The sequence below is a fragment of the [Scytonema hofmanni] UTEX 2349 genome (genome assembly GCF_000582685.1).
GTDB lineage: Bacteria > Cyanobacteriota > Cyanobacteriia > Cyanobacteriales > Nostocaceae > Hassallia > Hassallia hofmanni.
The window spans coordinates 415,428-442,156 of record NZ_KK073769.1 but is presented as its reverse complement, the minus strand read 5'-3'; the positions used below and the strand labels follow the sequence as shown (position 1 = coordinate 442,156).

Below are 26,729 nucleotides of genomic sequence, written 5' to 3'. Positions count from 1 at the left end.
ATTATTTAATGCTTCATATATTTATTTACTGGTTAAAACTATTAAATGATTACCGTTACACCAGAAGAAATTAGTCACTTTCGCAGCCAGTTGGCGGATAGTCCAGAAGCTTTAGCAGCTTTGGATGCCATAGAAGAGTGTAAAGGAAATCTGGAAGCAGCAGCACAGTTAATTGCTGTTGAGACAACCGAAGCAGAAGTTAGCTTGAGGGGAGGGGGAGATTCAAATTATTTAGAGAAATTAGCCCAAAAACTCAGCCAAATCATCTGTCAGGAAGAATTTGACGAGTTGATGACGGGAGTATTGACAACTGCGATCGCCACCCTAGCAGCAAGTGGTAATATTCCCGCAGCTTTGGCAACTCCAGTGTTAATTTATGTTGCCAAAATTGGGAAGAAGCAATTTTGTGAAACTGCCAAACCTGAATCCTAAAGCCCTGTAGCTGTAAATCCTGCCCAGTAAAATGGTGCTGCAAAAGGGTAGGGTTTGCGCTTGCAGGCTTTTTTTAACTTCGCTTTTGCTACTGGACGCCAATCTTCTGAAATTTGAGCAAAAATTTCTTCAATTTGTGGCTGATATTTAACTAATAGTGCTTCAAATTCCTCTGTTGTTAAATTTCGTAACCACTGCTGTGCTTGATTGAGTGCTATGGAGACACTATTTATTGTTTGCAGGTTTTCATAAAATTTCATCATCAAAAATGCTGTAGATAAATCGCTAACAGTCCACAAACTACTAACTACAGCTTGACTACCAGCTAACAGAAAACCGCTAGGTAAACCAATATATTCATCACTGGCATTTTTAAAATCAATCAATCCAGTTTCGCAAGCGGAAAGGGTAACGAGGCGACATTTTTCTAATTTGAGACTGAAGATTTTATCTAAGGTAAGGCATTTTTCTAAATCGTGGGTTTCACCTGCCCGTAAATTAAGATAACGTTCTGTATTTGGTTGTGGAACTGTGTCAGCTACGGGTGCATTCGCCAAAATTAGAGCTGATTTACCGGGATTTGTTAAGTTAAAATATCCGTGACAGCTAAAGTGGGCGCAATGGTAAGTATTTAAGTCAGTATTATTAATTGCTGTGAGTGTCGCTGCTGTTTTTTTCAGGACATTGGAAGTATTAAAGTAGCGTTGAATAACTTGTACTTCTAAATCGGTGTAATTCAGGTCTTCTGTAGGGTTTTGAATTGCAAATAGAGATTGAAAATCAGGACGTTTGCGCTGTTGTACCTGTTGCAGTAGTTGACAACTGGGTGCATAGCTAACACCACCAGCAAATAAATCCAGAAGACAAGACGAATTTTCAGAATTTTGATTTATTGGAATTGCATGAAGGGGAAATAAATGCAGGAATCGATGGGGAATTAGGATGAGTTTATCGCAGTACTTTGGTATCAGGGTTAATATTTCATCAATGTGCAGAATCGAAGCTAATTTCTTGAGTTCTTCCCCTAAGTTATTTTGCCATTGGTCTTTTTGACCGGAGTAATTATGCAAATATTGATTTAACCAATCAAACAAAGCTTCCCAGTCTTCTGGTTTGGATTGCCAAACACTTAATTCTTCTCTTTTTGTGACAATAAACGCCAGAATTTTATCTTTGATAAGATACCACTCGATAATGGCTGTACGGTCATCCAAAGTAGGTTGGAAGGAATCAAGTTTGAAACCATAACCAACGGGTAAGTATTGGTTTTGTAATTCATTACGCTGGTTTCGCAACTGTTGGAGATGTTGTGCAAGGACTTTGGGATTTTCAGCTTTGCCATTTTGGATTTGATATTGTCCTACGGCTATTTCATCCCTGTATGTTTCTAGTTGAGTGACTACTTCTGGAGGGAAGATGGTTTTAGAGTCACGTTCAAGGATTTGTTCAACTAAACTGCGGGTTTTACTACGTTCAACATATTCAATTGCTTCGGTAATCTTATTTAATTGCAAGCAAACTTCTACCATACGGCTATAAACTTTGTTAAATTGTTCCGCTTGTTTGCGTTTGCTTTCCTCTCCAGAAACGATTTCTTCTCGCAAAGATTCTATAGTGACAATGGCAGATTTAAATTTACTGTATGCTAAATAAAACTGATTTGCATCTTGGTAACTTCTTCCCAATGAAAACAAAGTTTCTGCATGGTCTTCAGGCAAAGTTTCTTTGGTGTAGACAGTTAAAGCAGCAGTAAAAGCAGCGATCGCCTGCTCGATGTTATCTGCCTTGTCTCCTTTAATTCTATCGATGTAGGCAAGTCCGAGATTATTTTGCGTCATTGCCCAATCTAGAGGCAAAGCTTCTCTGGTGTAGACAGTTAAAGCAGCATTATAAACTGCGATCGCATTTTCGATGTTATCTGCCCTGTCTCCTTTAATTCTCTCCCAGTAGGCAACTGCCAGATTATTTTGCGTATCTGCCCATTCTTTAGGCAAAGCTTCTCTGGTTCTGACAGTTAAAGCCGCAGTAGAAGCAGCGATCGCCTGTTCAATATTATCTGCCCCGTCTCCTTTAATTCTCTCCCTGTAGGCATTTGCCAGATTATGTTGCGTTCCTGCCCATTGTTGAGGCAAAGCTTCTTTGGTTTTGACGGTTAAAGCCGCCTCATAAGCAGCAATCGCATTTTCGATGTTATCTGCCCTGTGTCCTTTGATTCTACCCCTGTAGGCAAGTCCGAGATTATTTTGCGTATCTGCCCAATCTAGAGGCAAAGCTTCTCTGGTGTAGACAGTTAAAGCCGCCTCATAAGCATAAATCGCATTTTCGATGTTATCTGCCCTGTCTCCTTTGATTCTATCCTTGTAGGCAACTCCAAGATTATTTTGCGTTGCAGCCCATTCTTTAGGCAAAGCTTGTTGGGTTCTGACAGTTAAAGCCGCAGTATAAGCAGCGATCGCATTTTCGATGTTATCTGCGCTGTCTCCTTTAATTCTATTATTGTAGGCAGTAGCAAGATTATGTTGCGTTTGTGCCCATTGTTGGGGCAAAGCTTCTCTGGTGAAGACAGTTAAAGCCGCAGTAGAAGTAGCGATCGCTTTTTCGATGTTATCTGCCTTGTCTCCTTTAATTCTATCGATGTAGGCAAGTCCGAGATTATTTTGCGTTGCTGCCCATTCTTTAGGCAAAGCTTCCTTGGTTCTGACAGTTAAAGCCGCAGTATAAGCAGCGATCGCATTTTCGATGTTATCTGCGCTGTCTCCTTTAATTCTATTATTGTAGGCAGTAGCAAGATTATTTTGCGTATTTGCCCATTCTTTAGGCAAATCTTGTTGGGTTCTGACAGTTAAAGCCGAGGTATTAGCAGCGATGGCATTTTCGATGTTATCTGCCCTGTCTCCTTTAATTCTATCGCTGTAGGCAACTCCAAGATTATGTTGCGTTTCTGCCCATTCTTTAGGCAAAGCTTGTTGGGTTCTGACAGTTAAAGCTGCGGTATAAGCAGCAATCGCTTTTTCGATGTTATCTGCGCTGTCTCCTTTAATTCTATTATTGTAGGCAGTAGCGAGATTATGTTGCGTTTCTGCCCATTCTTTACGCAAAGCTTCTCTGGTGAAGACAGTTAAAGCCGCAGTAGAAGTAGCGATCGCCTGCTCGATGTTATCTGCCCTGTCTCCTTTAATTCTATCGATGTAGGCAGCAGCAAGATTATTTTGCGTCATTGCCCAATCTAGAGGCAAAGCTTCTCTGGTGAAGACTTTCAACGTGACTTCATAGCCAGTAATAGCAATTTCCATATTGTTGGCTTTGCTACCCAAGGGGAATTGCTGAATTAGATTACTGAAATTGCCAATGACTACTGCTAAGTATTGCGCCTCATCTGCTTTCGCTTTCCCCAGTCTATTTGTCCCCCAACCGCGCAATATTTCTGCTAGCACTCCGTCGAGTTTGTCTTTATTCTTTGCCAGCAAGCAGTAAACTTCCTGGGAATTACCCTTACTGTCTAATGGGGTTGCTTGTAGTACTTCCATTAAGAATTGGCGGTATACTTCTTGTATCTCCTCCTCACTGAGAGATTGCAAATCTACTTCATTATCTAAATTCAACGCTTTTTGAAGATAACTTGCTAAATATTGCAACCAATTCGCTGTATTCTCATCCCCGCGTTGGGAATACATCTGTGCTACTTCTTCTACCTTCTGCACAAAGCCAGCATCAAGTAATTCTTGGTTTGCTGCTAAAATTCCGGCTTCTTCTCCACTGGGGGAATCTAACAGGCTGCGAATGAGGTTGAGATAGGCTTGCTGACGCTGTTCATTCATGGGTAAGAGCGTGATACGCAACTTTATCATGAGATAAATTCAACACCAACGCCCCAGATTCCAGAAAAGTATAGAATTTCATCACAAGTGATGCATTCCCGACAAAGATCGCATCCCCCTACATCTACATTCAACAAAAAACTAGCTACTGAAGCTTTTAAGATTCTCTCAAACGTTGATGAATAGCTCAAATGTTTGCTGAGGATGTTTGGTATCATATAAAAAAGTAGCAAGAGTAAAAAATGATTGGCACCAACATTTACATCACTCAAGAAATTCAAGAATCTCTAATTAAAGCAGCAACTTTACAACAAATTTCCGTCGAAGAACTAGCTTCTTCTATCTTGAGAGAAAGTATCGCTGAAAAGTTTTCTACAATTAGCTATTCTTCTGAACATCAAGCCAAATTTGCCGTTAATCCTCTTAGAGAAATGCAACCTTATGCTTATTTGGCGGACCCGAATGAACCCGTTATTTCTCCTGATGATTGGGAAATAAATCAGAATTTTGAGGTGAATGATTTGTGATCATTCTTGATACTCATATTTGGGTTTGGTGGAATCACAATGATTCTAGACTGACAGATAGGCACAATGAAATGAGTCCATAAATAGTGAAAGACCTCATGGTTTAGGTGTTTGCTCGATAAGTTTGTTAGAGATTAGCAGACTTGTTACCCAAAATAAGCTAATTCTTCCCTGTCCCGTTGAAGAATGGTTTAATATTGCTTTGGCACAAGAGGGGGTAGTTCTTCTGTCAATCACTCCCCAAATTGCCATTGATTGCTACTCGCTTCCAGGAAATTTTCATAAAGATCCAGCCGATAGAATTATCGTTTCAACAGCGAGAATCTATGATGTTCCTTTAGTAAGCGTGGATGAAAAAATACTTGCTTATTCTTATGTAAAAAGAATTTTCCCCTGAAGGGATTGGCAATTGGTAAAGCTTTTGTAGGGGTGCAAGTGGCAGTTTCAGGTGAGAAGAGGAGCGATCAAACGCATTTATCGATTTGGCGTTCGCATTTGTTGATTTGGCGTTCGCATTTGTTGATTTGGCGTTCGCATTTGTTGATTTGGCGTTCGCATTTGTTGATTTGGCGATCGCATTTATTGATATAGCGATCGCATTTATTGATATAGCGATCGCATTTATTGATATAGCGATCGCATTTATTGATATAGCGATCGCATTTGTTGATTTAGCGATCGCATTTGCTGATATAGCGTTCGCATTTGTTGATATAGCGTTCGCATTTGTTGATTTGGCGTTCGCATTTGCTGATTTGGCGTTCGCATTTGTTGATTGCACTTATTCTCAAACAACAAATCGATATGAAAAATGAGTAAAAATACAGATAAACTCGTAATTATTTCGTTGAATTTTAATTAAATAAATCCATAAAACTACCCATCTCAGGCAAAAGCATACTCCATTATGTTGAAAAAGGAATTATTAAAAAAAAGGATATCTCATGTCTTTAAGAACTCGTAGTTCTGCTGCTGTTGACAAAGCCCAACTTCGTCTCGCTTTGTTTAAATCCGTTGGTGAAAATCTGGATTTAGGACATGGATTAACTATTGAAGCCTACAACCACCTTATCAACACTACTCGTGCGACGTTAGAAGCTCATAACACGCTTGTGTCCAATCTTGAAGAATCGCGTAAAACAATAATCCAGATGGATAAAGCTCTCTCCGAAATGTCTGAACGAATGCTAAGTGGAGTTGCAACTGTCTACGGCAGAAACAGTATAGAGTATTCCAAGGCTGGCGGCTCTAATGGAAAAAGAAATAAAAAATCTAGTTCAAAAGTTGCTCCAGTTGTAGCGGTTCTTGCCACTCAACCTACTCAAGCTGCGATCGCCAATACGTCAACTAACGGTAATGGCACAACTCCACTTAATTCGGTATGACGACATTAATCTGTTCCCGATGACAAATAATCTGTCACTGTACAATATGAAAGAAAAAGCTGCGAAATATTGACTTTCGCAGCTTCGGTGTGGTGTGAGGAACTTAACTCATCTCATATTAAACTTATCTGACCAAAAGCAATGCGCCTGTTACAGTTTTTGTAACGAAGTTGCTCTCATAACAAAGCACCACCACAACTGGAACCACATCCAGCGGTACAACCATAGCAATAAGCAGCAGTTTGTACCTCATCAATTAAGTCTAAACTCCCAGCTTTTAGCAACTTAGCAACTGTCAAGGTTTCGTCATTGCGAGTTTTCGCAGGTAGATTCATCATTTGGTTAAAGTCACAATCATAGACATTACCTAAATAGTCAATTGAAAGTTCATCACGACACATCAAATTTTCAATTGTACTACCATTAAAATGCGACTCTAAAAACTGCAAATAGGGTGCGTAAAGCTTCTTACGTTCTAAATGTATTTTAGTTCGACCTACTGGGATGTTTGTGATTGTGAATAGGTTGTTAAACACAATTTCAAAATGTTCTTGCAAGAACATTTTATAATCCTTTTCCAGCTTGCTTTGTTCGGGAGTTAGAGAAAAACTTTCGTTTGTAGGTAATTGCGGATTATACACCAAATCCAAAATTAAATTTGGTTCTTTTCCATAACCAACTTTGTTCAGCCACTGCACAGCACGAATTGAATCATCAAAAACACCAAGACCCCGCATTTTATCAACATTATCTGCTAAATAGCAAGGTAGAGAAGCAACAACTCTCACTTGATGTTTCGCAAAATATTCTGGTAAATCACCAAAACCATCTTCAAAAACAATTGTCAAATTCGACCGGACAATTACCTGTTTACCCGTTGCTTTTGCAGCTTCTACCAGTGGCTTAAATCCATAATTCATCTCTGGGGCGCCACCTGTCAAGTCAACAATTTTAATTTCCGGAAATTGATGAATTAACTCTACTAACTGTTCGCAAATTTCCGGGGTAAGTTCTTCTGTACGTTTTGGTCCAGCTTCGACATGACAGTGCGTACAAGCGAGATTGCAGCGCTTACCCAAGTTAATTTGTAATACACTAATCCCCTTTTTTTTCAAGGGATAATTTAGTTTCTGTTTGAAAGGTGTTGTAGTTGATTTGGTTTGCATTGGCTAATATATTAACATGGCGAAAATTAAGCCATTTTTTGACACATACTTTAACAACAACCGCCGCCGTCATAGTACCATGTAGAGTCAGTAATGATTATCTCTTTCGGCATTAATCCGCCAAGTTTTGCGGCTGTTTTATCGCACACTGCTGCCGGAACTCCACGTTGCAGAATATGTCCGGCTGAGTCGTCAAAAATCTCTTTTGTACCCGCGTAAATTGCTGTTTTACCTGTAAAAATACAAGCACCATCTTCGGGAATGATAACTTTAAAAGAAACAGAATCGAGACTTTCTAAAAGTAAATTATCTGGCAACTTGTAAGTTTGAGAATCTAGAAGACGATAAGGACGACGAGCGCGAATTTCAACTTGACCAAAACCAGCTTGGATGATACGCTGAGTATACTCTTCATAAGTGAGTGCGCCTGATAAACACATCGCTCGTAATCGTTCGTCTTGTTGTAAATGAAGCGGAATTGGAGAAGTAGCGATGGGGTCACTCATTTGCAATCGTCCACCTGGTTTTAATACTCGATATGCTTCTTTTAAAGCACGAGTTAAATCTTCTGGTTCAAAGATATTAAAAAGGCAATTTTGCGCCACTACATCGACAGAAGCATCATCAACTGGTAAATTGAAAGCATCGCCTTCGCGAATTTCTACAAAGCTGGTATCAAACCAAGAATTTTCTTTTGCGGCAATTTCTAAATTGCGTCTAGCAGCTTCACGCATCGCTGCAACCGGATCGACTGCAATGACAGCACTCTGACGACGAGAAAAATAAGCAAATTGTAAAGCTTCTAAACCACCACCAACGCCAACATACAATACTGTAGGTTGGTTTGCGAGTTCAGCAACGTGAACGGTGGTACCGCAACCATAGTTCATTTCCTGCATTTCCAAGGGAATATGCAATCCTGGCAACTGCAAGGATGAACTTTGGACACAACAAAGTCCAACTTGGGGTGTTTGCGCTACTTCGCTGTAGAATTGCGCTGCTGCTTCTAAATAGGTCATTGTGGTTGTGAAGTTTAGAGTTTGCTTTATGAATAGTAATACATCTAACTTTATGTAAGATTAATTTTTGCTGAATGAGAGTTTCTTTCAGTTACTTGATGAGTTTTTGGCACGGGATAAGAATTTAGAATCTCATGAAGTTAATCAAATCATGTCGAACTCGACTAAAGCTGCATCAAGAATAGGCTTAAACGATGAATCTTAAACTTGGCAATAAAAGATACTCTGATGTACGGTAATGTCTATTTAGCTGATTGTGTGCTTTCAGGAAAAATAACCTCTCCTAAAAGATATACTTAGACTATAAATAAGTAATTTTTATGTGTAGATTCAACAATATTTAACTTTTAGCAATGAAATAAAATTATTATTAAATAATAGCCAATTTGTTCTCTTGTTTGATAACCTATCTTAAAGGTCATAACCTTGATTTCTGGATATTTCTTTGAGATTCAACCAAATAACAACTAGCAGTAAGGCTATAACTGCAATTTTTGCAAATATCAAAAAGACTGGTCATAAGTAAGATGATCATTATTTTCAAGTCAACTAAAGTTGCATACTTGTAAGTTCGTCAAAACCCTTATTTAATGGAGTTCGGCATGATATTAGCAACCCCGACCCAATCAAAGCCTTTAACAGATGAAGAACTGCATAAAATAAACGCTTATTGGCGTGCAGCTAACTATCTTTCAGTTGGACAAATCTATTTACTAGACAATCCACTACTCAAAGAACCGCTGAAGCAAGAACACGTCAAACCCAGACTTCTCGGTCATTGGGGGACAACTCCGGGTCTTAACTTTATTTACGCTCACCTCAACCGGGTGATAAAAAAGAATGACCTGAACGCCATATATATTGCAGGTCCGGGTCACGGGGGTCCTGGGTTGGTCGCTAACACTTATCTCGAAGGAACTTACAGCGAATATTATCCGAATATTTCCCCAGATGCGGAAGGGATGAAGAAACTCTTCAAACAGTTTTCTTTTCCTGGTGGTATTCCCAGTCACGTTGCACCAGAAACTCCGGGATCGATTCATGAAGGTGGTGAACTGGGCTATGCTTTATCTCACGCTTACGGTGCAGCTTTTGATAATCCTGACTTGATTGTTGCTTGCGTTGTTGGTGATGGTGAAGCAGAAACCGGACCTTTAGCAGCTAGTTGGCACTCGAACAAGTTTCTCAATCCAGTGCATGATGGTGCTGTATTGCCGATTTTACACCTGAACGGTTACAAAATTGCTAACCCAACAGTGTTGGCACGAATCAGCCATGAGGAGTTAGAAAGTTTATTTGTGGGTTACGGCTATAAGCCTTACTTTGTCGAAGGTTCCGACCCAGAAATTGTACATCAATTGATGGCAGCAACGCTGGATACTGTAATTCGGGAAATCAAAGAGATTCAAGAAAATGCTCGGAGTAATGGCAATACGGAGCGATCGCCTTTTCCGATGATTATCCTGAGAACTCCTAAAGGTTGGACTGGACCAAAAGAGGTTGACGGCAAAAAGACAGAAGATTTTTGGCGATCGCATCAAGTTCCTTTTGGAGAAATCGCATCCAAACCAGCGCACCTCAAACTCCTCGAAGAGTGGATGCAAAGTTACAAACCAGAAGAACTCTTCGATAGTAATGGTACACTAATTCCCGAATTAGCCGAACTCGCCCCCAAAGGTCAGCGTCGCATGGGAGACAACCCCCACGCTAACGGTGGTGTTTTGCTACGCGACCTCAAAATGCCTGACTTTAAAAATTACGCCGTTGAAGTTGACAAACCGGGGGCAGTTATTGCCGAAGCTACCAAGGTAATGGGTCAATTACTGCGGGATGTGATAAAACTCAATGCTGAACAGCGCAACTTTCGCATCGTTGGACCAGACGAAACTGAATCGAATCGATTGGGTACTGTATTTGAAGTTACAACAAGAGCTTGGGATGCCGAAATACTCCCAGAAGACGAAAAGCTGTCCTCCGATGGACGAGTGATGGAAATCCTCAGCGAACATACTTGTCAAGGTTGGTTAGAAGGATACCTCCTCACCGGTCGTCACGGCTTCTTTTCTTGCTATGAAGCATTTATCCACATAATTGACTCGATGTTCAACCAACATGCCAAATGGTTGAAAACTACTCGTCATATTCCTTGGCGCCGAAAGATCGCTTCTCTCAACTACCTACTAACTTCTCACGTTTGGCGACAAGACCACAACGGTTTTTCTCACCAAGACCCAGGTTTTATCGATCATGTAGTCAACAAAAAATCTGAAGTGATTCGGGTTTATTTACCACCCGATGCTAACACCCTGCTGTCTGTCACAGACCACTGTTTACGAAGCCGCAACTATGTCAACGTCATCGTTGTCGGCAAACAACCCGCGTTGCAGTATCTTGATATGGAAACTGCAATTAAGCATTGCACCAAAGGCATCGGCATTTGGGAATGGGCAAGCAATGACAAAGGCTTTGAACCAGATGTAGTGATGGCTTGTGCGGGAGATGTCCCGACGCTGGAAACTTTAGCGGCAGTAGATATTCTCCGCCAGAACTTCCCCGACTTAAAGGTGCGCGTGGTTAACGTGGTAGACTTGATGACACTACAACCACAAAGCGAGCATCCGCACGGGTTGAGTGATAAAGACTTCGACAGTCTCTTTACAACTGACAAACCTGTAATTTTTGCCTTTCATGCCTATCCCTGGTTAATTCATCGCCTCACTTATCGGCGCACTAACCACCATAACATTCATGTTCGCGGTTATAAAGAGGAGGGAACGACTACCACACCATTTGATATGGTCGTCCTTAACCAATTAGACCGCTTTAGTTTGGTCGATGATGTCATTGACAGAGTGCCACAACTAGGGTATGCAGCCGCTTATGTGAAGCAAATGATGCACGACAAGTTGATTGAACACAAGCTTTACATCAACGAGCATGGCGAAGATATGCCCGAAATTCGCCACTGGAAATGGCAGCACTCAAGTGATAACACTGATGTCGGTCACGAGGGCAGTTAAACGTAGTACCCACTTACCCGACACCCTGTCTACTCATTAATGTTTCATGAAGAGGGGGAAAGGGGAAGGGGGGAAGAATTGTTCGTGGATTGTAACCCCGGAGCTATATAGACCGGACTACAATTTCGGTAGCTTCAAACCCCTACAGGGGGAAAGAATCATCTAAAAAGTTTAAAGCTTTTTTAAATAACTTCAACACGAACGCACCCCTTTTTTCCTTTCCCCTTTACAAGAAAAGGCAGAGGGCAGATGGCAGACGGCAGAAGGTAAGAAAGTATAATAAAAACTTTAGTTCTGAGTTTAAAGCTCAGTAAAAATAAATAATTATACCGAGACTGCTTGCACTTCCGGTATAAAACGTCCTTGTTTCAATCTCACCCTTTTAAGGGTGGGTTCCCTTCTGCCTTCTGCCTCCTGCCTTCTGCCTTCTGAATTGTAAGTGCCTAAGCCGCTTGTACATTCTCTTGCATAAGCATATTTTCAAAAGCTATCATGACTCGTGTATGAAAACGTTGACGGTGTTTTAGTTTCCAAATTGGCTGGAGAATTTCTAATTCTTTTTTAGATTGTTTTTGCGGGTTGGTAATTTGCACAGCCTGTAATGTTCCTAGTTGTAATTCTTTTTTCACCATTGAGGAAGGAAGTGCAGCTGCACCAACACCACTTTCTACAACTGCTTTCACCATTTCACTAGTGTTGAGGTTAAGTACAACATCCAGGTTGCTAGGTTCAATTCCCCAACTTTGTAAGGCTTGCTCAAACATCTGTTGTGCACCAGAACCAGATTCACGCATCACCCAACTTGTGGTCAATAATTCATCTAAATAAATCTCAGTACTTTGATACCAAGGGTGAGATTTACCCACAACAATTTGCAGGCGATCGCTTCCTACTTCGTCTTGCTCTAAAGAGTGCTGTAATGATGGTTTAATATCTCCTGTCACCAAACCCAAATCATACATACCTACAGCAGTTCCTTCAGAAATTTCTTCCGCATTTCCCAACTGACAATTTATAAAAATGCCTGGATATAACTGCTTAAACTGGCTAATTTTTTCGGGTAGCCAATAGTTACCAACTGTGAGACTTGCACCTATCTTCAACTCTCCCCGTTGCAGATTATTTAATTCCTTCAACCCACGTTCTGTTAACTGTACATGGTCAAGAATTTTTTGCGCCTCACCTTGTAATAATTTACCAGCATCTGTGATTTCAATATGACGACCAATGCGATGAAATAACCTCAGACCATATTCTGTCTCTAAAGTTTGAATAGCAGCACTTACTGCTGGTTGAGTAATATAAAGTGCTTCTGCTGCACGACTAAAATGCAGCATTTCCGCCACGGCTAAAAAAATTCGCAACTGTTCCAGCGTCATTTTGAATATGTACAGGGTTGTATAATAGTGATTTTGAACACGCTTCAAGTATTATACGGTAAATTTAGCGGAAATCTGTAGATAGCTCTGTTAGAGTCGATGGCAAGTATTATCTCGCGCACCTCTGTGTTAGAACCGTGCGTGCCATGAAAGTGCCACACGGCTCCCGATAGAGGCATTGCCACGCTCTGTCTGCCATAGTAAGTATTTTTAACATTATGGTAGAACCATCTTTTTTAGGGATGGGTATACTGCGTAACCTTTGGTGTTTCCAATCGTTACTGAATGTATGAAGCAGTTCCTCGTTTTAAATCGGCATATCGATAAATTTAGTCTATGGATTTAACAAAAAAGACTGTTTGCTCTTATTGATAAGTAGCCATAGAGTAAAACTATGCCACAGAGCAAAAGTGCTAACTACACTAATGATTTTCTGAAATTACGAATTTTGCACACTCCCAAGCTCTATCTCACCCATAGAGATGCTTGACAGTCACTACCATTGAGGAGAAACGACGCACCTATGAGCCAACTACTGACTGCTATTCCTACAGGACTCACAGCTTTTGCTGCTACCAATCTCGACGATATTATTGTTCTGTCGCTGTTTTTCTCACAGGTAAATACTTGCTTTCTTGTTCGTCACATCGTTATCGGTCAGTATTTGGGTTTTAGCGCGTTAGTAATTGCCAGTTTACCCAGCTTCTTTGGCAAGTTTATCCTACCAGAATCTTGGATTGGTCTACTCGGTATTATTCCAATCATAATTGGTATCAATAGCTTACTAAATCAAGAGACTAGCGATACAGAGGATTTAAATACTCCTGAATCGTCGCAAGCTTGGTGGAGCAATTTTCTTTCACCCCAAACCTACGGTGTAGCAGCAGTTACCATCGCTAATGGTGGTGACAACATCGGTATCTATATGCCAATGTTTGCCACCAATACATGGGATAACTTACTTGTCATTTTGCTAGTTTTCTTCGTGATGGTAGGTGTGTGGTGTTATGCAGCTTATCACTTAACTCAGATCAAGGCGATCGCTTCATTCATTACTCGCTACGGTAATTCTTTAATTCCTTTCATTTTAATGGGATTAGGTGTTTCTATTTTAATAGAAAGTCAAACGTTAGAAACTCCTGTCTTAGTTGTCGTTACCTGTGTAAGTATTAGTTCTTATCTCTTAATTTTAGGCTATAACATAATTCGAGAAAATTATGGATTTTCTTTGGATTCGTCTGAAGCCGAAGTTATACCTAGAGTTAGCCACAAATGAGCTTTTGACCGTCGTTTATCGAATGTCAAAATTATCAATTCAAACTAGACCTTCTTCTCTCTGCGCTCTGGTGCGTCTCTGCGGTTCGTTTCCAACCATTGCATTACCTCACCCGATAACTCCCTTTTACTTCTACTACTTACCTCAATACAAACGTGCCGAGTAATTGCCTTAGCAACCATTACATTATCAACTACAATTTCGTAAGCGATTTCAAACTTTTCAACACCGACTTTTTGCGGAATCAAGCTAATACTTAACTTATCCCCACAAAACATCGGACGAAAAAAATCTACATCAGCGTGAACAATCGGAAAAGCCACAGATATATTGCTAAAAAAATCTTTCATCTTAATACTTGATGCTTCTAAAGATGCTTCATAAGCTTCATGACAAATAGACAAAACATTGGCAAAGTAAACTACCCCAGCAGCATCAGTATCTGAAAATCGAATGGTGCGGTTATAAGTAAACGGCATATTTTATAATTAGCGAAAAAAATAGCAGGCTATAATCTGCTACCAAAAATGATTTTACTGCAACTACAACAGGACTTATATCATGTCCGGATAATTAGTTATGATTCCCATTATTTATGGGGATTCATAAGTGCCTCCTGCCTTCTGCCTCCTGCCTTCTTAATCCTGACTATCAGACGATGCCCGTAAAATACTTGAAAAAATCGACAAATTCTTAGCCGAAAGAGAAATGAAGGTAAGCGAGAAGAAGACTAAAATAACCGCCGCGATAGATGGCTTTGACTTCCTTGGCTGGCATTTGAAAGTGCAAAGCAACGGAAAATTCAGAAGTACTCCCTCGACGGATAACTTCAAAAAATTCCGTCAGAAGGTAAAAGCTATCGTTAACTGCTCTAACTATGGTTCTAGCGATCGCTAACATACTTATGTGTTTTAATACTGGTTTACACGCAATTCTTTAACCAACAGACATAGTATAGATAACGATTACTTATATTTTGGTGATTAAGTTTTAAATTGCTCGTCCACTGGAATCTGATAGCCGTTGGCGAGGCGATTAGTCATGTTCGCGGTAGCAATAATTGCCATCAGTTCTCCAAACATACCATCACTCATTCCTTTTGCACGGGCTGCTGCCGTATGCGAGGCGATACAATACTCACAACCATTCGTCACGCTGACGGCAATGTAAATTAATTCGCGCATCAGTGGATCTATTTCCCCAGGACTAGCCATTACTTCCTTCAGCGTTTTCCAAGTTCTTTGGAGGGTGGGAGGATGGTTGGCTAAGGCTTTCCAAAAGTTGTTGATATACTCAGTTTGCCGTGTAGCGCGGATATCGTCGTACACTGCACGCACTTCGTCGCTACTATCTTCGTATTCTATCAGATTAGTCATCAGATTTTGGATTTGTGATTCTGCAAAGTGATATTAGGCGATCGCTTCAAACTAAAATAGTCTGTTGCTAATGAAGTCCATTCATCATTTCCATAAGCCGGAACGCTACCTAGGTTTGCCTTAATCATGTATTCCAATGCTTCCGGACAAATCCCAGAGTTGTTATCGCTAGCAAACTGCTCTAAATTACAATCCATGTGCTACTTATAGTTTCCAGCTTTCTGTAAAAGATTCTATGTTACCCGAAGCGATCGCCTGACGACAAAAAAGGCTTGACTATGCGGTGAATATAATTCACTCATATTGATTTTGTCTGAATTTGTGTGATACCTTTCCCCGACTTCTTAAAGAAGTCGGGGATCTCGCAGTTATCAATGCAATAGCAAATATCAAGTTTCTGCTTTCGCGTGTCTCCTATGAGCCAGGATAAATTCCTGGCTTTTTGTATGGCAATAATTGGGAAGATTTGTATAGATTTGAAATCAATCACAAGATAATGCGATCGCATGTGATACTCCCTTCCTGCTCAAAGAATACCTATTTTCTCTTCATCGCTGTTGATTTATGATGCTATAGTAACTTTAGGAAACCGTCGGATCGTCACCAGAATTGATCTGCCGTAAAATGTTTTCAATTTGTTGTACTTTGTCAGACCTCTGTTGCACTTTAAAAATATTTAAAGCTTTTTCTAAAGAAGCACGAGCATCTTGATGTTTACCTTGTTCCCAAAGCGCTAAAGCAAGATTAGCTAGCGCATCACCATACTCAGGGTTAATTGTTAATGCTTTTTGGTACTCTGCAATAGCTTCTGACCATTGCTGTTGACTTGCAAAAACTTGCCCGATCGCATTGTATGCCAGAGCATATTTAGAATTCAAGCTAATTGCTTTTTGATATTTTTTGATAGCATCTTCTTTTTTATTCTGACGAAATAGGACATTCCCTAATTGATAATGTCCATAGCTGGAGTTTGGGAACTTCTTGATAAAGAGAAGTAAAATTTTTTCTGCACCGGTTAAGTCACCTTGGTTAAATAAGATATTTGCTTTTTGAACGAGTTGTTCGCGTTCTTGTTCGTTTTCCGAAAACTGTGCTATAATTTGCACTGGCGTATATTGTTTTGTAAAGCGATCGCCCACATCTGCTTTAACTAACTGTGACATATTAGTTACACTCAACATACTCAGCATAAAGTAACTAGCAGTTTGAAAAAAAGCTGACTCCATAAAACTTTTTCGCTTCATTGCTTAATAGTTTACTTTAATTAAAGTTTATATCAAGTATAAATATATTTTTTAGGCATTTTGTGATGGTGAAAATTAATTATGCGTGAACCAGAACCCCTACAAGACGTACCATTGCTACGTCTCTACATCTTTTCCACTTCCTTTGTATCTATTACTCTGCTTGTTGGATAAATTGTTTCAGGTGAGGTTGCTCTAAATTTAAACCAAGTTCCTCAGCTTTGAGCTTGATTTCCTCTGGTGTCAGTTTTTGTTGGCTAGCTGTGGCAATTAAAGCGATCGCTGTTGCTCTTGCACCGGCAGCACAATGAATTAACACTGGTTTTGGTAAATTTTCTATTACCCAAATTGCTTTTTCGACCAATTCTTGGTTAGATTCTGAAGGATTTAGCGCGACGTTCACATAATTCAATCCTGCGGATAAAGCTTGCTGCTGTTCGTCATTTAAAAAACCTTGTTCGTGGGGAGAACGCAGATTTAAAACTGATTTAAATCCTTCCTGTGCAGCTTGTTGCAGTTGTTGAGGAGTAACTTGTCCGGCAGAACTTAATTCTTCACTCACTTTTTTGGTAGTGGGTGTAGCAAATCTAGCATAGCGCTCTAAATAAAATTCTTTGGAATTAGCGATCGCTTTCACAGACTCTCGTTGACTTACCGCATTCCACCATCGTTGTATTCTGGAAAATTCAGCAGATAATTTAAAACCTCGATAATGCTCAATCGCAGACCAACGCTCAAACCAAGGATAGAACGTCAAGTCAACTAAGCTAATAGCTTCCCCAAACCAATAGGAACCACTAAGCGATAATTTTCCTAAACCTTCGTTTTCGATAAATTGCAAATGTTGATAAAGTTCTTGTGCGGCTTCTTTTTGCTTTTGATCCTCTTGAGAACGTAGTAAATTAGAGAAAGCCGGGACAAATCGAGTATTGGCAAAGTCAATCCAAATTCGTGCTTGCGCTCTACTGATAGCATCTTTTGGTAATAGGGAAGGCTGAGGAAAGACTTCATCTAGATATTCATTAATAATTGCCGATTCCCATACTCGCTCATTGCCATGTTTAATAACTGGGACTTTGCTGTAAGGTGAAATCTCTGTGAAATTGGCTGGCTTATTCTGCAAATCAATTTCAACTAAGTTAAAATCAATACCTTTTTCTAAAAGTACTAAACGCGACCTATGGGCAAACGGACAAACAACCGCACTGTAAATTGTAATTTCTGACATATTATCTCTCTTTGGTTCAAAATGTTAAATTAAAGAAAGGCAACTAAGGATTCAGGAGTAGAGACGCGATATATCACGTCTCTAAAACATATTTTTTCAACAAAGGTAGTTGCAACTCTCATAATTATGCTTGATTTCTAAGTCTTCAATCCAAGTTACATCAATGATTATAGAACATGGAAAGCAGACAAAATTAGCTTTCCATATTGGATTTACTAATTTAAACTACGATAAGTCGATAAACAAACCGTATTTACTTTTTGAGTATGACATAGATATCTACAGATAGCAAGCCTTTGAGCGATCGCTTCCTGAAGTATTAACACTGTTATATTCTAGGCTTTTAGCGATCGCTATTCAACTACCATTAGCCGAAAAATTGTAATGCATATTACAAAAAGAAGTGGGGAATGTGAGTTAAAGGCAAGACAATGCTGACTGGGGAATACGGATTTTGTTAAAAAATTAAAAGCAGATGGAAAGCTGGCAACTTGGTATGAGGGTTGTTCGCAGAGAACAGAAATTTGGCAACTCAAAGCTAATCTAAATTTATTGATGGAGAACGCTACAAATGAGAATCGAATCAGAAAAAGAATTTTGGTTACGCCAATTAGACGAATACCGAGAAATTGTACGCCAAAGGAAACTAAAGAAACTCAATACTCAAAACAACCCGCCCGTTAACAACAATACGACGGACAAGTCTGTTTAGCATCCGTTTTTTATCCTCAGATGTGCGGCTTTTCCAATATTCGCGATCGCAAAACATTTGCACTAACTCTTCTCGAACCAATAAGCTACGTTTTGTGATATTTTCGTGCAAACTTAAGATACTAGCGATTTGGTCACGGATACCATCTTTGGCTTTTTCTACAAAAGGATTAGTAGGTAACTTCTCCAGTCCCGCTAAGGTTTCCCGCAATTCTTTAACTTCTGCGCTTTCTTGAAGTTTGTCTTCTTCAAAATCCACCATCCCAGCTAGCCTAGTAGCTTCACGTACTAGCAAATCAGCCACCTGTGAATCTAAACTGCGACTACTAAGCATTTCCTTGGCATCGCAACGTCCGAGGGAGTAGTAAGTACATTGATAGTAAGCTGTATATTGCCCCGACACGTCGCGTCGGGACGACATACGGGTTAATGCTCCTCCACATCTACCACACTTTAATAAATTGGCGAATGGGTTAATATCTTCCTTTCGTGCAGCCCATTTATTGTTGCGATTTCCGCGAATAGTGCGTTTTATTTGTTCATGTCGTTCGCGGGTAATAATTCCCTCATGGGTATCCCAGTTGCAATCCCATTTATCAAAATGGTTGATTTGTTTCCCTGAAGGACTAGATGTGGTGACATTAAACGGTGTTCCACCTGCATGTACTGGATTTACTAAGAAGTTTTTTAGTCCAGTAGGAGACCACTGTAAGCCAGTCCAAGGGTATCGTTGATAAGTTTTTTTATTATTTTGAAACAAATCAAATTGCTCAATATCATCGGGCATAATGCGATGATTCCCTTTTAATTTTGTGCTTTTTGCATCCACTTTCCCACATATGCCAAACATCTCATTTAATGTATTGCAAGTTTTTCTAGCACTACCACACTCCTCAAATATTTCAAATATAAATAAAGCAAGTTCCCAAACCCTAAAACTACGCTTTCCTTCTAATAGGGAAACACACCTACTTTCATCCTTGACATAAGAATCATCAACAACCTTCCATCCAAACGGCGCAAACCTATGGCTTTTCCTCTGAACCATACGGTGTTTGCGTTCGGCAGATACACGACTGGACAACATTTTGATTTCAAATTTACTCGCTGCCAGCAAAATATCAATCGTCAACTCACCACCTAAACTTTCTGTATCAATTGTTTGGTCGAGTGCTACTAGCCTAATACCCTTACTTCGTAATACTTCCAACAGCGCGTAAAACAGTTTTGATGATGACCCAATCCGGTCAATTCTTGTAACAATTAATTCACTGACAATACCCTTTGGTGATATTTTTAAATCATCGATTAATTTCTGCAACCCAGCACGAACTTCTGTTGTCCGACTTTGAATATCCCAGTAAAAGCGATCGCACCCAACATTCTTACCTCTCTCCAATTGTTTTTTTAGAGCGTTGCGATCTTCTTGTTGCTCGATAGTCGAAACCCGACCATAAAACCATTTTTCGGTCATCGTTGTCAATTTTTATTCTATAGTGACTATAGTATGTCATTTCTCAATGCTGAAGAACCCACAGCTTGCGATTTGATTGCCGACTTTGGCATCAACATACTTTGGCATCCATCCTTAGGGTTGGAACTAGGTACAAACTTACAGAACTTGCTGTGGGATTGCATTTCCGGCAAAATTCCCTTAGATATTCTCGTATTTGAAGGCAGCGTCATCAACGCTCCCAACGGCACCGGAGAATGGAATCGGTTTGCCGATCGCCCGATGAAAGACTGGTTAAACGACTTATCCAAAGTCGCCAACTTCGTCGTAGCGGTAGGAGACTGCGCCACCTGGGGAGGAATACCCGCAATGTCACCCAACCCCAGCGAATCTCAAGGATTGCAATTTCTCAAACGTCAAAAAGGCGGCTTTTTAGGCAAAGATTTTCATTCATTATCAGGATTACCCGTTATCAACATACCTGGATGTCCCGCACATCCAGATTGGATAACGCAGATATTAGTAGCGATCGCCACAGGCAGAATCGCCGATATCAGCTTAGATGAATTGCATCGTCCGGAAACCTTCTTCAAGAGTTTTACCCAAACCGGCTGTACTCGCAACGTCCACTTTGCCTATAAAGCATCAACCGCCGAATTTGGTCAGCGTAAAGGATGCCTCTTTTACGACTTAGGCTGTCGCGGACCCATGACCCATTCTTCCTGCAACCGCATTTTATGGAATCGCGTCTCATCCAAAACCCGCGCTGGGATGCCTTGTATAGGTTGTACGGAACCAGAATTTCCCTTCCACGACCTCAAACCGGGAACCGTATTTAAAACCCAAACCGTCATGGGAGTTCCCAAAGAATTGCCCACAGGAGTCAATAAAAAAAACTACGCATTGTTAACAATGGTGGCAAAAGATTCAATGCCAGCTTGGGCAGAAGAAGACTTTTTTACGGTTTAATTCGTAGTAAGTGCTTCAGCGCTTATAAGCACTAAAGTGCTTACTACAAAGGAGAAAAAAATGCCAATTCAAACATTAGATATTTCCCCAGTCGGTAGAGTTGAAGGCGATTTAGATGTGCGCGTAGAAATCGATGATGGACAGGTAGTAAATGCCTGGACTCATGCCGAACTCTTTCGCGGATTTGAAGTTATTTTGCGCGGCAAAGACCCCCAAGCCGGATTAATTGTTACACCTCGCGTTTGCGGAATTTGTGGTGCTTCTCACCTCACCTCCGCTGCTTGGGCATTAGATACAGCTTGGGGTACAGAAGTTCCGCGCAACGCTATTTTAGCGAGAAATTTAGGTCAAATTGTCGAAACAATTCAAAGCATTCCGCGTTACTTTTATGGTCTATTTGCTATCGATTTGACCAATAAAAAGTATCAGCACAGTAGCTTTTATGAAGAAGCTTGTAGACGCTTTGCCGCTTTCACAGGTAAATCCTATGAAATAGGCATTACAATTTCTAGCAAACCTGTAGAAATTTACGCTTTATTTGGCGGACAATGGCCCCATTCTAGTTACATGGTTCCTGGTGGGGTGATGTGCGCCCCCACCTTAACAGATGTTACCCGCGCCTGGTCAATTTTGGAATATTTCCGCACTAATTGGTTAGAACCGGTTTGGTTAGGTTGTTCATTAGAACGCTATGAACAAATTAAGTCTTATGATGACTTTATGGCGTGGCTAGATGAAAACCCAAATCATGCAAATTCTGACTTAGGTTTTTATTGGCGAATGGGTTTAGAAATCGGTTTGGATAAATACGGTGTTGGTGTTGGTAAATATGTCACTTGGGGATATTTACCTCACGAAGATAGATACCAAAAACCGACTATTGAAGGGCGAAATGCTGCCACAATTATGAAGAGTGGTGTGTATGACAGCTTCACCGATACTCATGTTTTGATGGATCAAAGCTTCACCCGCGAAAATACTATTCGTTCCTGGTATGATGAAGGGGCGGCAGACGTTCACCCCTTCGATCGCACGACCAAACCAAGCCAAAAAAATACCAAAGACTTTGACAAGGCTTATTCTTGGTCAAGCGCTGTTACCCACGCACAATTTGGACGTTTGGAAGCAGGACCGCTAGCGCGTCAGTTAGTCGCAGGTGGTGAACATGGCGAATCTTGGCAACACCAGGACGGATTCATTTTAGACGCATTCAAGCAAATGGGCGGTGCGAATATCCATATCCGTCAGCTAGCACGAGTTCATGAAATTGTCAAGTTATATCGCCAAGCCGAACACTGTTTGCGTGAATTTAAGTTAAACGACCCCTGGTATATCAAACCCCAAGAAAAAGACGGACGCGGCTGGGGTGCAACCGAAGCGTCGCGGGGTGCGCTGTGTCACTGGGTGGATATTGAAGGAGGCAAGATTAAGAATTATCAAATCATGGCTCCCAGCACCTGGAATATTGGACCCCGCGACGGTGAAGGATTGCGCGGACCGATTGAAGAAGCTTTGGTGGGGACACCGATTTTCGATCCTACCGATCCGGTGGAAGTTGGACATGTCGCGCGATCGTTTGATTCTTGCTTAGTTTGCACCGTTCACGCTCACGATGCGAAAACAGGTGAGGAATTGGCGCGTTTCCGTACTGCGTAGTAGTCTATCGCATTAATTTTGATGTTCTGCGAGATTCCCGACTTCTTCAAGAAGTCGGGAATCTGACCAACCTAACCCCTCATAGTTTGGCAGAACCTGTGAACGAGAAAACATTGAAATTTACACGGGTATTATTGTGACTGAATTAGCATTACACAATCATCTTTCTCATCTTCCTGAAGAAGCACTGCAAGAATTTACAGAATGGTGTGTCCTAGAGCAAGCAAAAGAAGCGGGATACAAGCTTACTCCAGATAGAAGTAAGTTAGATAAATTACCCACAGGAGACTATATTTATCAACTTGTGGATCAATTTATGAAAGTTAAACCAGACCCAATTAGAACTGGTTTAGCAGGAGCGATCGCCGGAAAGCAAGCTGACAATCATGCTTTGTCAGGTTCAGCGGCTATAGTCGATTTTGTTTCACTTTACATTAGGTATTTACTTCCTAAAGAAGGTAGCGAACAAGAAAAGGCGGAAGCAATTTTAACTCAAGCATCACAACAGCAGTTTGAGAAATTGTCTCAAATTGCTAAAAAATATGATGTAGAATTGTCAAAATAAACCGCTTTTATTAAAAAACCTCGTAAAGACGTTCCGCCGGAACGTCTCTACAATTGTGTGGAATGTCGAAAAATTGTGAGATAAGGGGTGATACCCCCAATTCGCTTTTCTGTATCCTTAGAGAAGTCAGGGATCTGAATCAAAGTCAGAAACCCGGCATAAAAGCGATCGCCTGAACAAAAACTGCTTACACGGGTGAATATTGATTTAAAATGGTTTTACAATAAACTTAAATTTAATAGTAATATCAATGGACGCTTTAGTAGAAAAATTGGATACAAAATTGCGCCAGTGGCAGCCTGATATTGCTGAACGGGTGCGCCAATATGTAGCAGAAATAATTGAAGTTGCAGATCAAGATGCACTAGACATTCTACGTTCAAGAGTTGTTGAGCAAGAAGTTTTGGACTTGTTAGATGAACCCGGACATTGAAAATAAACTCTTTGCGCGAAACTTAATGATTAAGAACAAAAATATTATCCCATGCTAACAATTATTGGTTGCGGTAATCTTAACCGCAGCGACGATGCGGTAGGCGTAATAATTGCTCAACGCCTACAGCAACATTTTACCAAACATCCTCATCCTGATGTGCAAGTTTACGATTGTGGCACCGCCGGCATGGAAGTCATGTTTCAAGCACGAGGTAGCAAAGAATTAATAATTATTGATGCAAGTTCAACGAATTCCGAACCCGGTGCAGTATTTAAAGTTCCTGGAAAAGAATTGGAAACTTTACCGGAACCCAGTTATAACTTGCACGATTTTCGTTGGGATAATGCTTTAGTCGCTGGTAGGAAAATCTTTAAAGATGACTTTCCCTTAGATGTGACAGTTTACCTAATTGAAGCGGAAAATCTTGGCTTCGGACTAGAATTAAGTCCTGCTATCAAACATTCTGCTGATGTGGTTTTTGAAGAAATAACCGCAATCATTAGGCAAAAAGTTGAGCTATTTTAGATTTATTAGTCAAGAGTCAAGGGTCAAAAGTCAAGAGTCAAGAGTCAAGAGTCAAAAGTCAAGAGTCAAGAGTCAAGAGTCAAAAATTATTCTCCTTATCTCCCTTATCTCCCTTGTCTCCCTTGTCTCCCTTATCTCCCTTGTCTCCCTTGTCTCCCTTGTCTCCCTTGTCCCCCTTGTCCCCCTTGTCCCCTTGTCGCCCTTGTCTCCCCTTCTCCCCTTCAGCATCAAGCCCAATCTTTGTAAACTGATAATTCATCTACCCTCATTTCAAAAGGCATTCCCTCGCTTTCTGGGGGACAAACGCGAATTTTAGCACTGCTGACAATTTTATGTAGCAATGTTGCCATTGGTACAATTTTTTGTAACACACGCCAGTTAGTAACTTGGTCTGGACATTCAATTACCAAAGTCAAAGCATTAGCGTGGGTTGTGACATACCATCGACAACTGGATAATAATTTTTGAATACAGCGATCGCAATCTTCATAAAAGTACTTGCTAATAGAATATTCTAATTGCTGGCGCAGTATAATATCTGCCGATGTCGGTTGAATTGGACGTGAATCTTCATTCTGCCAGAAATAGTTTGTCATAGTTGTGCCTCTTTATTTTTTCCAGTTATATGCCAATTGCCATTGCGTAAAGGACATCTTTATCTGTCTCTAGAAATTCTTGAGTTTCATCGTCATAATAAGCACCGATTCCACTACAATGAATTCCCCAATAATTACTTACTAGATACAGCCTTTGTCCTAAAAAACCAGCCATTTGCATGGCAGTTTGATAATTTGTATAGTTGGAAACAAAAAACCAAGTTACTGCACTAGATGAAGCGATCGCTTGATTAACGCACAAGTAACCTGTCTTCTCACTGAAGTTACCCTCCTTAACTAAATCCGTTCCTTTGTATAACCCTGGTGACATTCCTTCGACTCGATGGACAACCGCGTAAATTTCGATTTCCTCAAAACTTTCTGTCGGTATCGCTTGCTTAATTTGCTGCGAAATACTAAAATAAAGTTCCTGGGAAATAGATTGTTTTTCAAAACGCCTAATTGAGCGTCTGTTCCAAACAGCTTGAGAAAATCTATCCTTGTCAAAGTTCAATTGAGGATGCTTGATTTCTTGCTGACAACTTTTTGGCAAAGCTGTTTCTTTATAAGCTTCTTCAATGAATTGATTCTGTTCAAAATAATCAGTTCCACAAACAAAAGGGACTTTCAGCCTTAACCGTCGAACCTTCTTCTCTTGAACTTCTCCGGAAATCGCACAAGCAGTAATAAACTCTTTATTCTCAAATCCTAAATCTGCATTGAGAGCGAGTTTATCAAAATCGAAAACTAGTTGTATATCTCTATCGTGAAGAAAAGCTGAAGCTGCGATCGCACCCAAATGGTGTCCGCTATCTAACCAACAATACCTGATGCTCCTGTCTTTATATTTCCAACTAGACCTATAATAAACACAACTAATTAAAAAAATGAATCCGATGATACGATTATTCGGTAAAATATAACCCTCTAATCCATCATCAATTAATTCATAGATAAGTACCAGACAATTATTCTCAACTTCTAGATGATAGATTCCATCTATCATTCCCTGTATTCCGCGAATCTGCACGTAAACCTCAGTCGGATATAAAGCACCTGCTGATGGATTCACTCGCAATTTATCGACAGTATTTTTATACGTCTTTTCGAGGGTAATCGCACTCGTTAACCAGAGAAAAGAGTGGATAGAATTATTGAGAAAATCTAGACTTATTCGGCGATAAAACTTTGGATAAAATTTAAAAGCCGAAGGTTGAGTTGACGAATCTACATAATTTGGATCGATTTGCACCGATAAGTAAGAATGCTTAGTAGCATCATGATATACTTTCCCCGTCATCTTATTTACTTGCATTTTTCAAAATCCTTAAAACGTCTACATTGCTAGCGAAATCTACGGCTTTATAGTCGTCTAAGTTTCTCAACTCTAGATTGGGGTGATATTGCAAAAGCAACTTCACAACTTCTGTCTTTCCCGCTGATGCTGCGTACATCAAAACAGTTGCACCATTATCATTTTGGTTGTTGATATTAATGTTTGCAGCCAGCAATAAACGAATTAAATCGTAGTGATTGCCAAAACAAGCAAACCACAAAGCATTGTTATTGTCGTTATTTGTGGCATTAATATCAGCCCCGGCGTTAATTAGTTCTTCAACTACTGCGGAAACTCCTTCTCTAGTGGCTTTCATCAAAGCTGTATCGCCATTTTCACCAGGCTGATTTAAATTATTTGAATCGTAGCCGTTAGCTGTCATCCATTGGCTTGTAGTTGCGGTCAAATTAAAGCTATTTTGTTGAGTCATGATTATTCCTTGAATCGTGAAAAGAATTATCGAGCGAATAGAATTCGCGTCTACACAGACAAAACCCGCCTTCGCGGGTTTCAAAGCCACAATTTTCTATTGCAGGACTTACACATGAGTTACGGAATAACGAACCGCAGAGTCCGCAGAGGACACGGAGGAATGAGAGGAGCGAGAGGTAT

27 protein-coding genes and 2 pseudogenes are annotated in these 26,729 nt (G+C 40.3%); 13 read left to right on the top strand and 16 right to left on the bottom strand.

The genetic code is table 11. The features are described 5' to 3' along the window. Positions 1 to 45 precede the first annotated feature (45 nt). The gene (locus TOL9009_RS0131980) at positions 46 to 432 is read left to right on the top strand and encodes a hypothetical protein (RefSeq protein ID WP_029637468.1); all 387 of its coding nucleotides are present in this window, start codon (positions 46 to 48) and stop codon (positions 430 to 432) included. Here TOL9009_RS0131980 and TOL9009_RS0131975 read toward each other — a convergent pair. After that, positions 429 to 4,280, bottom strand: coding sequence for a CHAT domain-containing protein (locus TOL9009_RS0131975; protein ID WP_242055100.1), 3,852 nt, complete (start codon positions 4,278 to 4,280; stop codon positions 429 to 431). The genes TOL9009_RS0131980 and TOL9009_RS0131975 overlap by 4 nt on opposite strands. 212 nt (positions 4,281 to 4,492) lie before the next feature. Between TOL9009_RS0131975 and TOL9009_RS0131970 the strand changes: the two genes are divergently transcribed. Together TOL9009_RS0131970 and TOL9009_RS41170 are read left to right on the top strand one after the other, a co-directional pair. Beyond that, positions 4,493 to 4,777, top strand: coding sequence for a hypothetical protein (locus TOL9009_RS0131970; RefSeq protein WP_029637466.1), 285 nt, complete (start codon positions 4,493 to 4,495; stop codon positions 4,775 to 4,777). 124 nt (positions 4,778 to 4,901) lie between these two features. Beyond that, positions 4,902 to 5,174: a type II toxin-antitoxin system VapC family toxin gene (locus TOL9009_RS41170; RefSeq protein WP_242055102.1), complete on the top strand. Its 273-nt coding sequence runs from the start codon at positions 4,902 to 4,904 to the stop codon at positions 5,172 to 5,174. Here the strand turns inward: TOL9009_RS41170 and TOL9009_RS48045 are convergent. Continuing rightward, the gene (locus tag TOL9009_RS48045; RefSeq protein WP_186227790.1) at positions 5,115 to 5,558 is read right to left on the bottom strand and encodes a hypothetical protein; all 444 of its coding nucleotides are present in this window, start codon (positions 5,556 to 5,558) and stop codon (positions 5,115 to 5,117) included. The genes TOL9009_RS41170 and TOL9009_RS48045 overlap by 60 nt on opposite strands. A gap of 163 nt (positions 5,559 to 5,721) precedes the next feature. On the opposite strand from TOL9009_RS48045, the gene TOL9009_RS0131955 reads away from it, so the two are divergent. Beyond that, positions 5,722 to 6,162 (top strand): hypothetical protein, encoded by a 441-nt coding sequence (locus tag TOL9009_RS0131955; RefSeq protein ID WP_029637464.1) that lies wholly within the window; start codon positions 5,722 to 5,724, stop codon positions 6,160 to 6,162. Between the two features lie 176 nt (positions 6,163 to 6,338). On the opposite strand, the gene arsS is transcribed toward TOL9009_RS0131955, so the two are convergent. Further along, a complete protein-coding gene (arsS, locus tag TOL9009_RS0131950) occupies positions 6,339 to 7,328 on the bottom strand; it encodes an arsenosugar biosynthesis radical SAM (seleno)protein ArsS (protein ID WP_029637463.1) in 990 nt (329 codons plus the stop codon). A gap of 50 nt (positions 7,329 to 7,378) precedes the next feature. Continuing rightward, positions 7,379 to 8,347 (bottom strand): arsenosugar biosynthesis arsenite methyltransferase ArsM, encoded by a 969-nt coding sequence (arsM, locus tag TOL9009_RS0131945; protein WP_029637462.1) that lies wholly within the window; start codon positions 8,345 to 8,347, stop codon positions 7,379 to 7,381. 67 nt (positions 8,348 to 8,414) lie between these two features. Between arsM and TOL9009_RS48040 the strand changes: the two genes are divergently transcribed. Next, complete coding sequence (locus TOL9009_RS48040; RefSeq protein ID WP_186227737.1) at positions 8,415 to 8,552, top strand: hypothetical protein; 138 nt, start codon at positions 8,415 to 8,417, stop codon at positions 8,550 to 8,552. A gap of 397 nt (positions 8,553 to 8,949) precedes the next feature. Further along, complete coding sequence (locus tag TOL9009_RS0131940) at positions 8,950 to 11,367, top strand: phosphoketolase family protein (RefSeq protein WP_029637461.1); 2,418 nt, start codon at positions 8,950 to 8,952, stop codon at positions 11,365 to 11,367. 443 nt (positions 11,368 to 11,810) lie between these two features. Here TOL9009_RS0131940 and TOL9009_RS0131935 read toward each other — a convergent pair whose 3' ends face one another. Continuing rightward, positions 11,811 to 12,746 (bottom strand): LysR family transcriptional regulator, encoded by a 936-nt coding sequence (locus TOL9009_RS0131935; protein ID WP_029637460.1) that lies wholly within the window; start codon positions 12,744 to 12,746, stop codon positions 11,811 to 11,813. Between the two features lie 523 nt (positions 12,747 to 13,269). Here TOL9009_RS0131935 and TOL9009_RS0131930 point away from each other — a divergent pair. Next, entirely contained in the window at positions 13,270 to 14,022 is a 753-nt protein-coding gene (locus TOL9009_RS0131930) for a cadmium resistance transporter (RefSeq protein WP_029637459.1), read from the top strand. Positions 14,023 to 14,066: 44 nt separating this feature from the next. Here the strand turns inward: TOL9009_RS0131930 and TOL9009_RS0131925 are convergent, their stop codons facing one another. Next, positions 14,067 to 14,501, bottom strand: coding sequence for an acyl-CoA thioesterase (locus TOL9009_RS0131925; protein WP_029637458.1), 435 nt, complete (start codon positions 14,499 to 14,501; stop codon positions 14,067 to 14,069). A gap of 175 nt (positions 14,502 to 14,676) precedes the next feature. On the opposite strand from TOL9009_RS0131925, the pseudogene TOL9009_RS0131920 reads away from it, so the two are divergent. Next, positions 14,677 to 14,910, top strand: a pseudogene (locus TOL9009_RS0131920) (RNA-dependent DNA polymerase); the annotation flags it as partial. A gap of 95 nt (positions 14,911 to 15,005) precedes the next feature. On the opposite strand, the gene TOL9009_RS0131915 reads toward TOL9009_RS0131920, so the two are convergent. From TOL9009_RS0131915 to xisF, 5 genes and pseudogenes are all read right to left on the bottom strand, one after another. After that, positions 15,006 to 15,398, bottom strand: coding sequence for a carboxymuconolactone decarboxylase family protein (locus TOL9009_RS0131915; RefSeq protein ID WP_029637456.1), 393 nt, complete (start codon positions 15,396 to 15,398; stop codon positions 15,006 to 15,008). A 53-nt stretch (positions 15,399 to 15,451) separates the two neighbouring features. Then, positions 15,452 to 15,595, bottom strand: a pseudogene (locus tag TOL9009_RS0131910) (threonine aldolase); the annotation flags it as partial. A 384-nt stretch (positions 15,596 to 15,979) separates the two neighbouring features. Next, entirely contained in the window at positions 15,980 to 16,642 is a 663-nt protein-coding gene (locus tag TOL9009_RS0131900; protein WP_029637453.1) for a tetratricopeptide repeat protein, read from the bottom strand. Positions 16,643 to 16,796: 154 nt separating this feature from the next. Further along, on the bottom strand, positions 16,797 to 17,870 hold the full coding sequence (locus TOL9009_RS50630) for a glutathione S-transferase N-terminal domain-containing protein (protein WP_084763422.1): 1,074 nt from the start codon (positions 17,868 to 17,870) through the stop codon (positions 16,797 to 16,799). 646 nt (positions 17,871 to 18,516) lie between these two features. Continuing rightward, positions 18,517 to 20,055, bottom strand: a complete 1,539-nt coding sequence (gene xisF / locus TOL9009_RS0131890; protein ID WP_029637452.1) for a fdxN element excision recombinase XisF — start codon at positions 20,053 to 20,055, stop codon at positions 18,517 to 18,519. Positions 20,056 to 20,088: 33 nt separating this feature from the next. Between xisF and TOL9009_RS0131885 the strand changes: the two genes are divergently transcribed. Together TOL9009_RS0131885 and TOL9009_RS0131880 are read left to right on the top strand one after the other, a co-directional pair. Then, the gene (locus TOL9009_RS0131885; RefSeq protein ID WP_029637451.1) at positions 20,089 to 21,003 is read left to right on the top strand and encodes an NADH-quinone oxidoreductase subunit B family protein; all 915 of its coding nucleotides are present in this window, start codon (positions 20,089 to 20,091) and stop codon (positions 21,001 to 21,003) included. Positions 21,004 to 21,063: 60 nt separating this feature from the next. Continuing rightward, on the top strand, positions 21,064 to 22,659 hold the full coding sequence (locus tag TOL9009_RS0131880; protein ID WP_029637450.1) for a nickel-dependent hydrogenase large subunit: 1,596 nt from the start codon (positions 21,064 to 21,066) through the stop codon (positions 22,657 to 22,659). Positions 22,660 to 22,671: 12 nt separating this feature from the next. Here the strand turns inward: TOL9009_RS0131880 and TOL9009_RS48585 are convergent, their stop codons facing one another. After that, positions 22,672 to 22,773, bottom strand: a complete 102-nt coding sequence (locus TOL9009_RS48585; RefSeq protein ID WP_221928674.1) for a DUF2586 domain-containing protein — start codon at positions 22,771 to 22,773, stop codon at positions 22,672 to 22,674. Positions 22,774 to 22,795: 22 nt separating this feature from the next. On the opposite strand from TOL9009_RS48585, the gene TOL9009_RS0131875 reads away from it, so the two are divergent. The 3 genes from TOL9009_RS0131875 (at position 22,796) to TOL9009_RS0131865 (ending at position 24,185) form a co-directional block, all read left to right on the top strand. Then, a complete protein-coding gene (locus TOL9009_RS0131875; protein WP_029637449.1) occupies positions 22,796 to 23,224 on the top strand; it encodes a hypothetical protein in 429 nt (142 codons plus the stop codon). Positions 23,225 to 23,474: 250 nt separating this feature from the next. Then, on the top strand, positions 23,475 to 23,657 hold the full coding sequence (locus tag TOL9009_RS0131870; RefSeq protein WP_029637448.1) for a hypothetical protein: 183 nt from the start codon (positions 23,475 to 23,477) through the stop codon (positions 23,655 to 23,657). 51 nt (positions 23,658 to 23,708) lie between these two features. Beyond that, positions 23,709 to 24,185: a hydrogenase maturation protease gene (locus tag TOL9009_RS0131865; RefSeq protein ID WP_029637447.1), complete on the top strand. Its 477-nt coding sequence runs from the start codon at positions 23,709 to 23,711 to the stop codon at positions 24,183 to 24,185. A 79-nt stretch (positions 24,186 to 24,264) separates the two neighbouring features. Here the strand turns inward: TOL9009_RS0131865 and TOL9009_RS0131860 are convergent, their stop codons facing one another. From TOL9009_RS0131860 to TOL9009_RS0131845, 4 genes are read right to left on the bottom strand one after another with little or no spacing between them, the layout of a single operon-like run. Beyond that, the gene (locus TOL9009_RS0131860) at positions 24,265 to 24,444 is read right to left on the bottom strand and encodes a hypothetical protein (RefSeq protein WP_029637446.1); all 180 of its coding nucleotides are present in this window, start codon (positions 24,442 to 24,444) and stop codon (positions 24,265 to 24,267) included. Then, on the bottom strand, positions 24,413 to 24,781 hold the full coding sequence (locus TOL9009_RS0131855; RefSeq protein WP_029637445.1) for a hypothetical protein: 369 nt from the start codon (positions 24,779 to 24,781) through the stop codon (positions 24,413 to 24,415). The genes TOL9009_RS0131860 and TOL9009_RS0131855 overlap by 32 nt, the downstream gene beginning before the upstream one ends. Before the next feature lie 25 nt (positions 24,782 to 24,806). After that, positions 24,807 to 26,096, bottom strand: coding sequence for a nitroreductase family protein (locus tag TOL9009_RS0131850; RefSeq protein WP_029637444.1), 1,290 nt, complete (start codon positions 26,094 to 26,096; stop codon positions 24,807 to 24,809). Then, positions 26,083 to 26,547 (bottom strand): ankyrin repeat domain-containing protein, encoded by a 465-nt coding sequence (locus TOL9009_RS0131845; RefSeq protein ID WP_029637443.1) that lies wholly within the window; start codon positions 26,545 to 26,547, stop codon positions 26,083 to 26,085. The genes TOL9009_RS0131850 and TOL9009_RS0131845 overlap by 14 nt, the downstream gene beginning before the upstream one ends. Positions 26,548 to 26,729: the final 182 nt, after the last annotated feature.

Excerpts from the sequence above, each read along its gene's own strand:
- TOL9009_RS0131980 (WP_029637468.1), top strand. The coding sequence starts at position 46 with ATGATTACCGTTACACCAGAAGAAATTAGTCACTTTCGCAGCCAGTTG.
- TOL9009_RS0131975 (WP_242055100.1), bottom strand. The coding sequence starts at position 4,280 with ATGATAAAGTTGCGTATCACGCTCTTACCCATGAATGAACAGCGTCAG.
- TOL9009_RS0131970 (WP_029637466.1), top strand. The coding sequence starts at position 4,493 with ATGATTGGCACCAACATTTACATCACTCAAGAAATTCAAGAATCTCTA.
- TOL9009_RS0131955 (WP_029637464.1), top strand. The coding sequence starts at position 5,722 with ATGTCTTTAAGAACTCGTAGTTCTGCTGCTGTTGACAAAGCCCAACTT.
- arsS (WP_029637463.1), bottom strand. The coding sequence starts at position 7,328 with ATGCAAACCAAATCAACTACAACACCTTTCAAACAGAAACTAAATTAT.
- arsM (WP_029637462.1), bottom strand. The coding sequence starts at position 8,347 with ATGACCTATTTAGAAGCAGCAGCGCAATTCTACAGCGAAGTAGCGCAA.
- TOL9009_RS0131940 (WP_029637461.1), top strand. The coding sequence starts at position 8,950 with ATGATATTAGCAACCCCGACCCAATCAAAGCCTTTAACAGATGAAGAA.
- TOL9009_RS0131935 (WP_029637460.1), bottom strand. The coding sequence starts at position 12,746 with ATGACGCTGGAACAGTTGCGAATTTTTTTAGCCGTGGCGGAAATGCTG.
- TOL9009_RS0131930 (WP_029637459.1), top strand. The coding sequence starts at position 13,270 with ATGAGCCAACTACTGACTGCTATTCCTACAGGACTCACAGCTTTTGCT.
- TOL9009_RS0131925 (WP_029637458.1), bottom strand. The coding sequence starts at position 14,501 with ATGCCGTTTACTTATAACCGCACCATTCGATTTTCAGATACTGATGCT.
- TOL9009_RS0131915 (WP_029637456.1), bottom strand. The coding sequence starts at position 15,398 with ATGACTAATCTGATAGAATACGAAGATAGTAGCGACGAAGTGCGTGCA.
- TOL9009_RS0131900 (WP_029637453.1), bottom strand. The coding sequence starts at position 16,642 with ATGAAGCGAAAAAGTTTTATGGAGTCAGCTTTTTTTCAAACTGCTAGT.
- TOL9009_RS50630 (WP_084763422.1), bottom strand. The coding sequence starts at position 17,870 with ATGTCAGAAATTACAATTTACAGTGCGGTTGTTTGTCCGTTTGCCCAT.
- xisF (WP_029637452.1), bottom strand. The coding sequence starts at position 20,055 with ATGACCGAAAAATGGTTTTATGGTCGGGTTTCGACTATCGAGCAACAA.
- TOL9009_RS0131885 (WP_029637451.1), top strand. The coding sequence starts at position 20,089 with ATGTCATTTCTCAATGCTGAAGAACCCACAGCTTGCGATTTGATTGCC.
- TOL9009_RS0131880 (WP_029637450.1), top strand. The coding sequence starts at position 21,064 with ATGCCAATTCAAACATTAGATATTTCCCCAGTCGGTAGAGTTGAAGGC.
- TOL9009_RS48585 (WP_221928674.1), bottom strand. The coding sequence starts at position 22,773 with ATGTTTTCTCGTTCACAGGTTCTGCCAAACTATGAGGGGTTAGGTTGG.
- TOL9009_RS0131870 (WP_029637448.1), top strand. The coding sequence starts at position 23,475 with ATGGACGCTTTAGTAGAAAAATTGGATACAAAATTGCGCCAGTGGCAG.
- TOL9009_RS0131865 (WP_029637447.1), top strand. The coding sequence starts at position 23,709 with ATGCTAACAATTATTGGTTGCGGTAATCTTAACCGCAGCGACGATGCG.
- TOL9009_RS0131860 (WP_029637446.1), bottom strand. The coding sequence starts at position 24,444 with ATGAATTATCAGTTTACAAAGATTGGGCTTGATGCTGAAGGGGAGAAG.
- TOL9009_RS0131855 (WP_029637445.1), bottom strand. The coding sequence starts at position 24,781 with ATGACAAACTATTTCTGGCAGAATGAAGATTCACGTCCAATTCAACCG.
- TOL9009_RS0131850 (WP_029637444.1), bottom strand. The coding sequence starts at position 26,096 with ATGCAAGTAAATAAGATGACGGGGAAAGTATATCATGATGCTACTAAG.
- TOL9009_RS0131845 (WP_029637443.1), bottom strand. The coding sequence starts at position 26,547 with ATGACTCAACAAAATAGCTTTAATTTGACCGCAACTACAAGCCAATGG.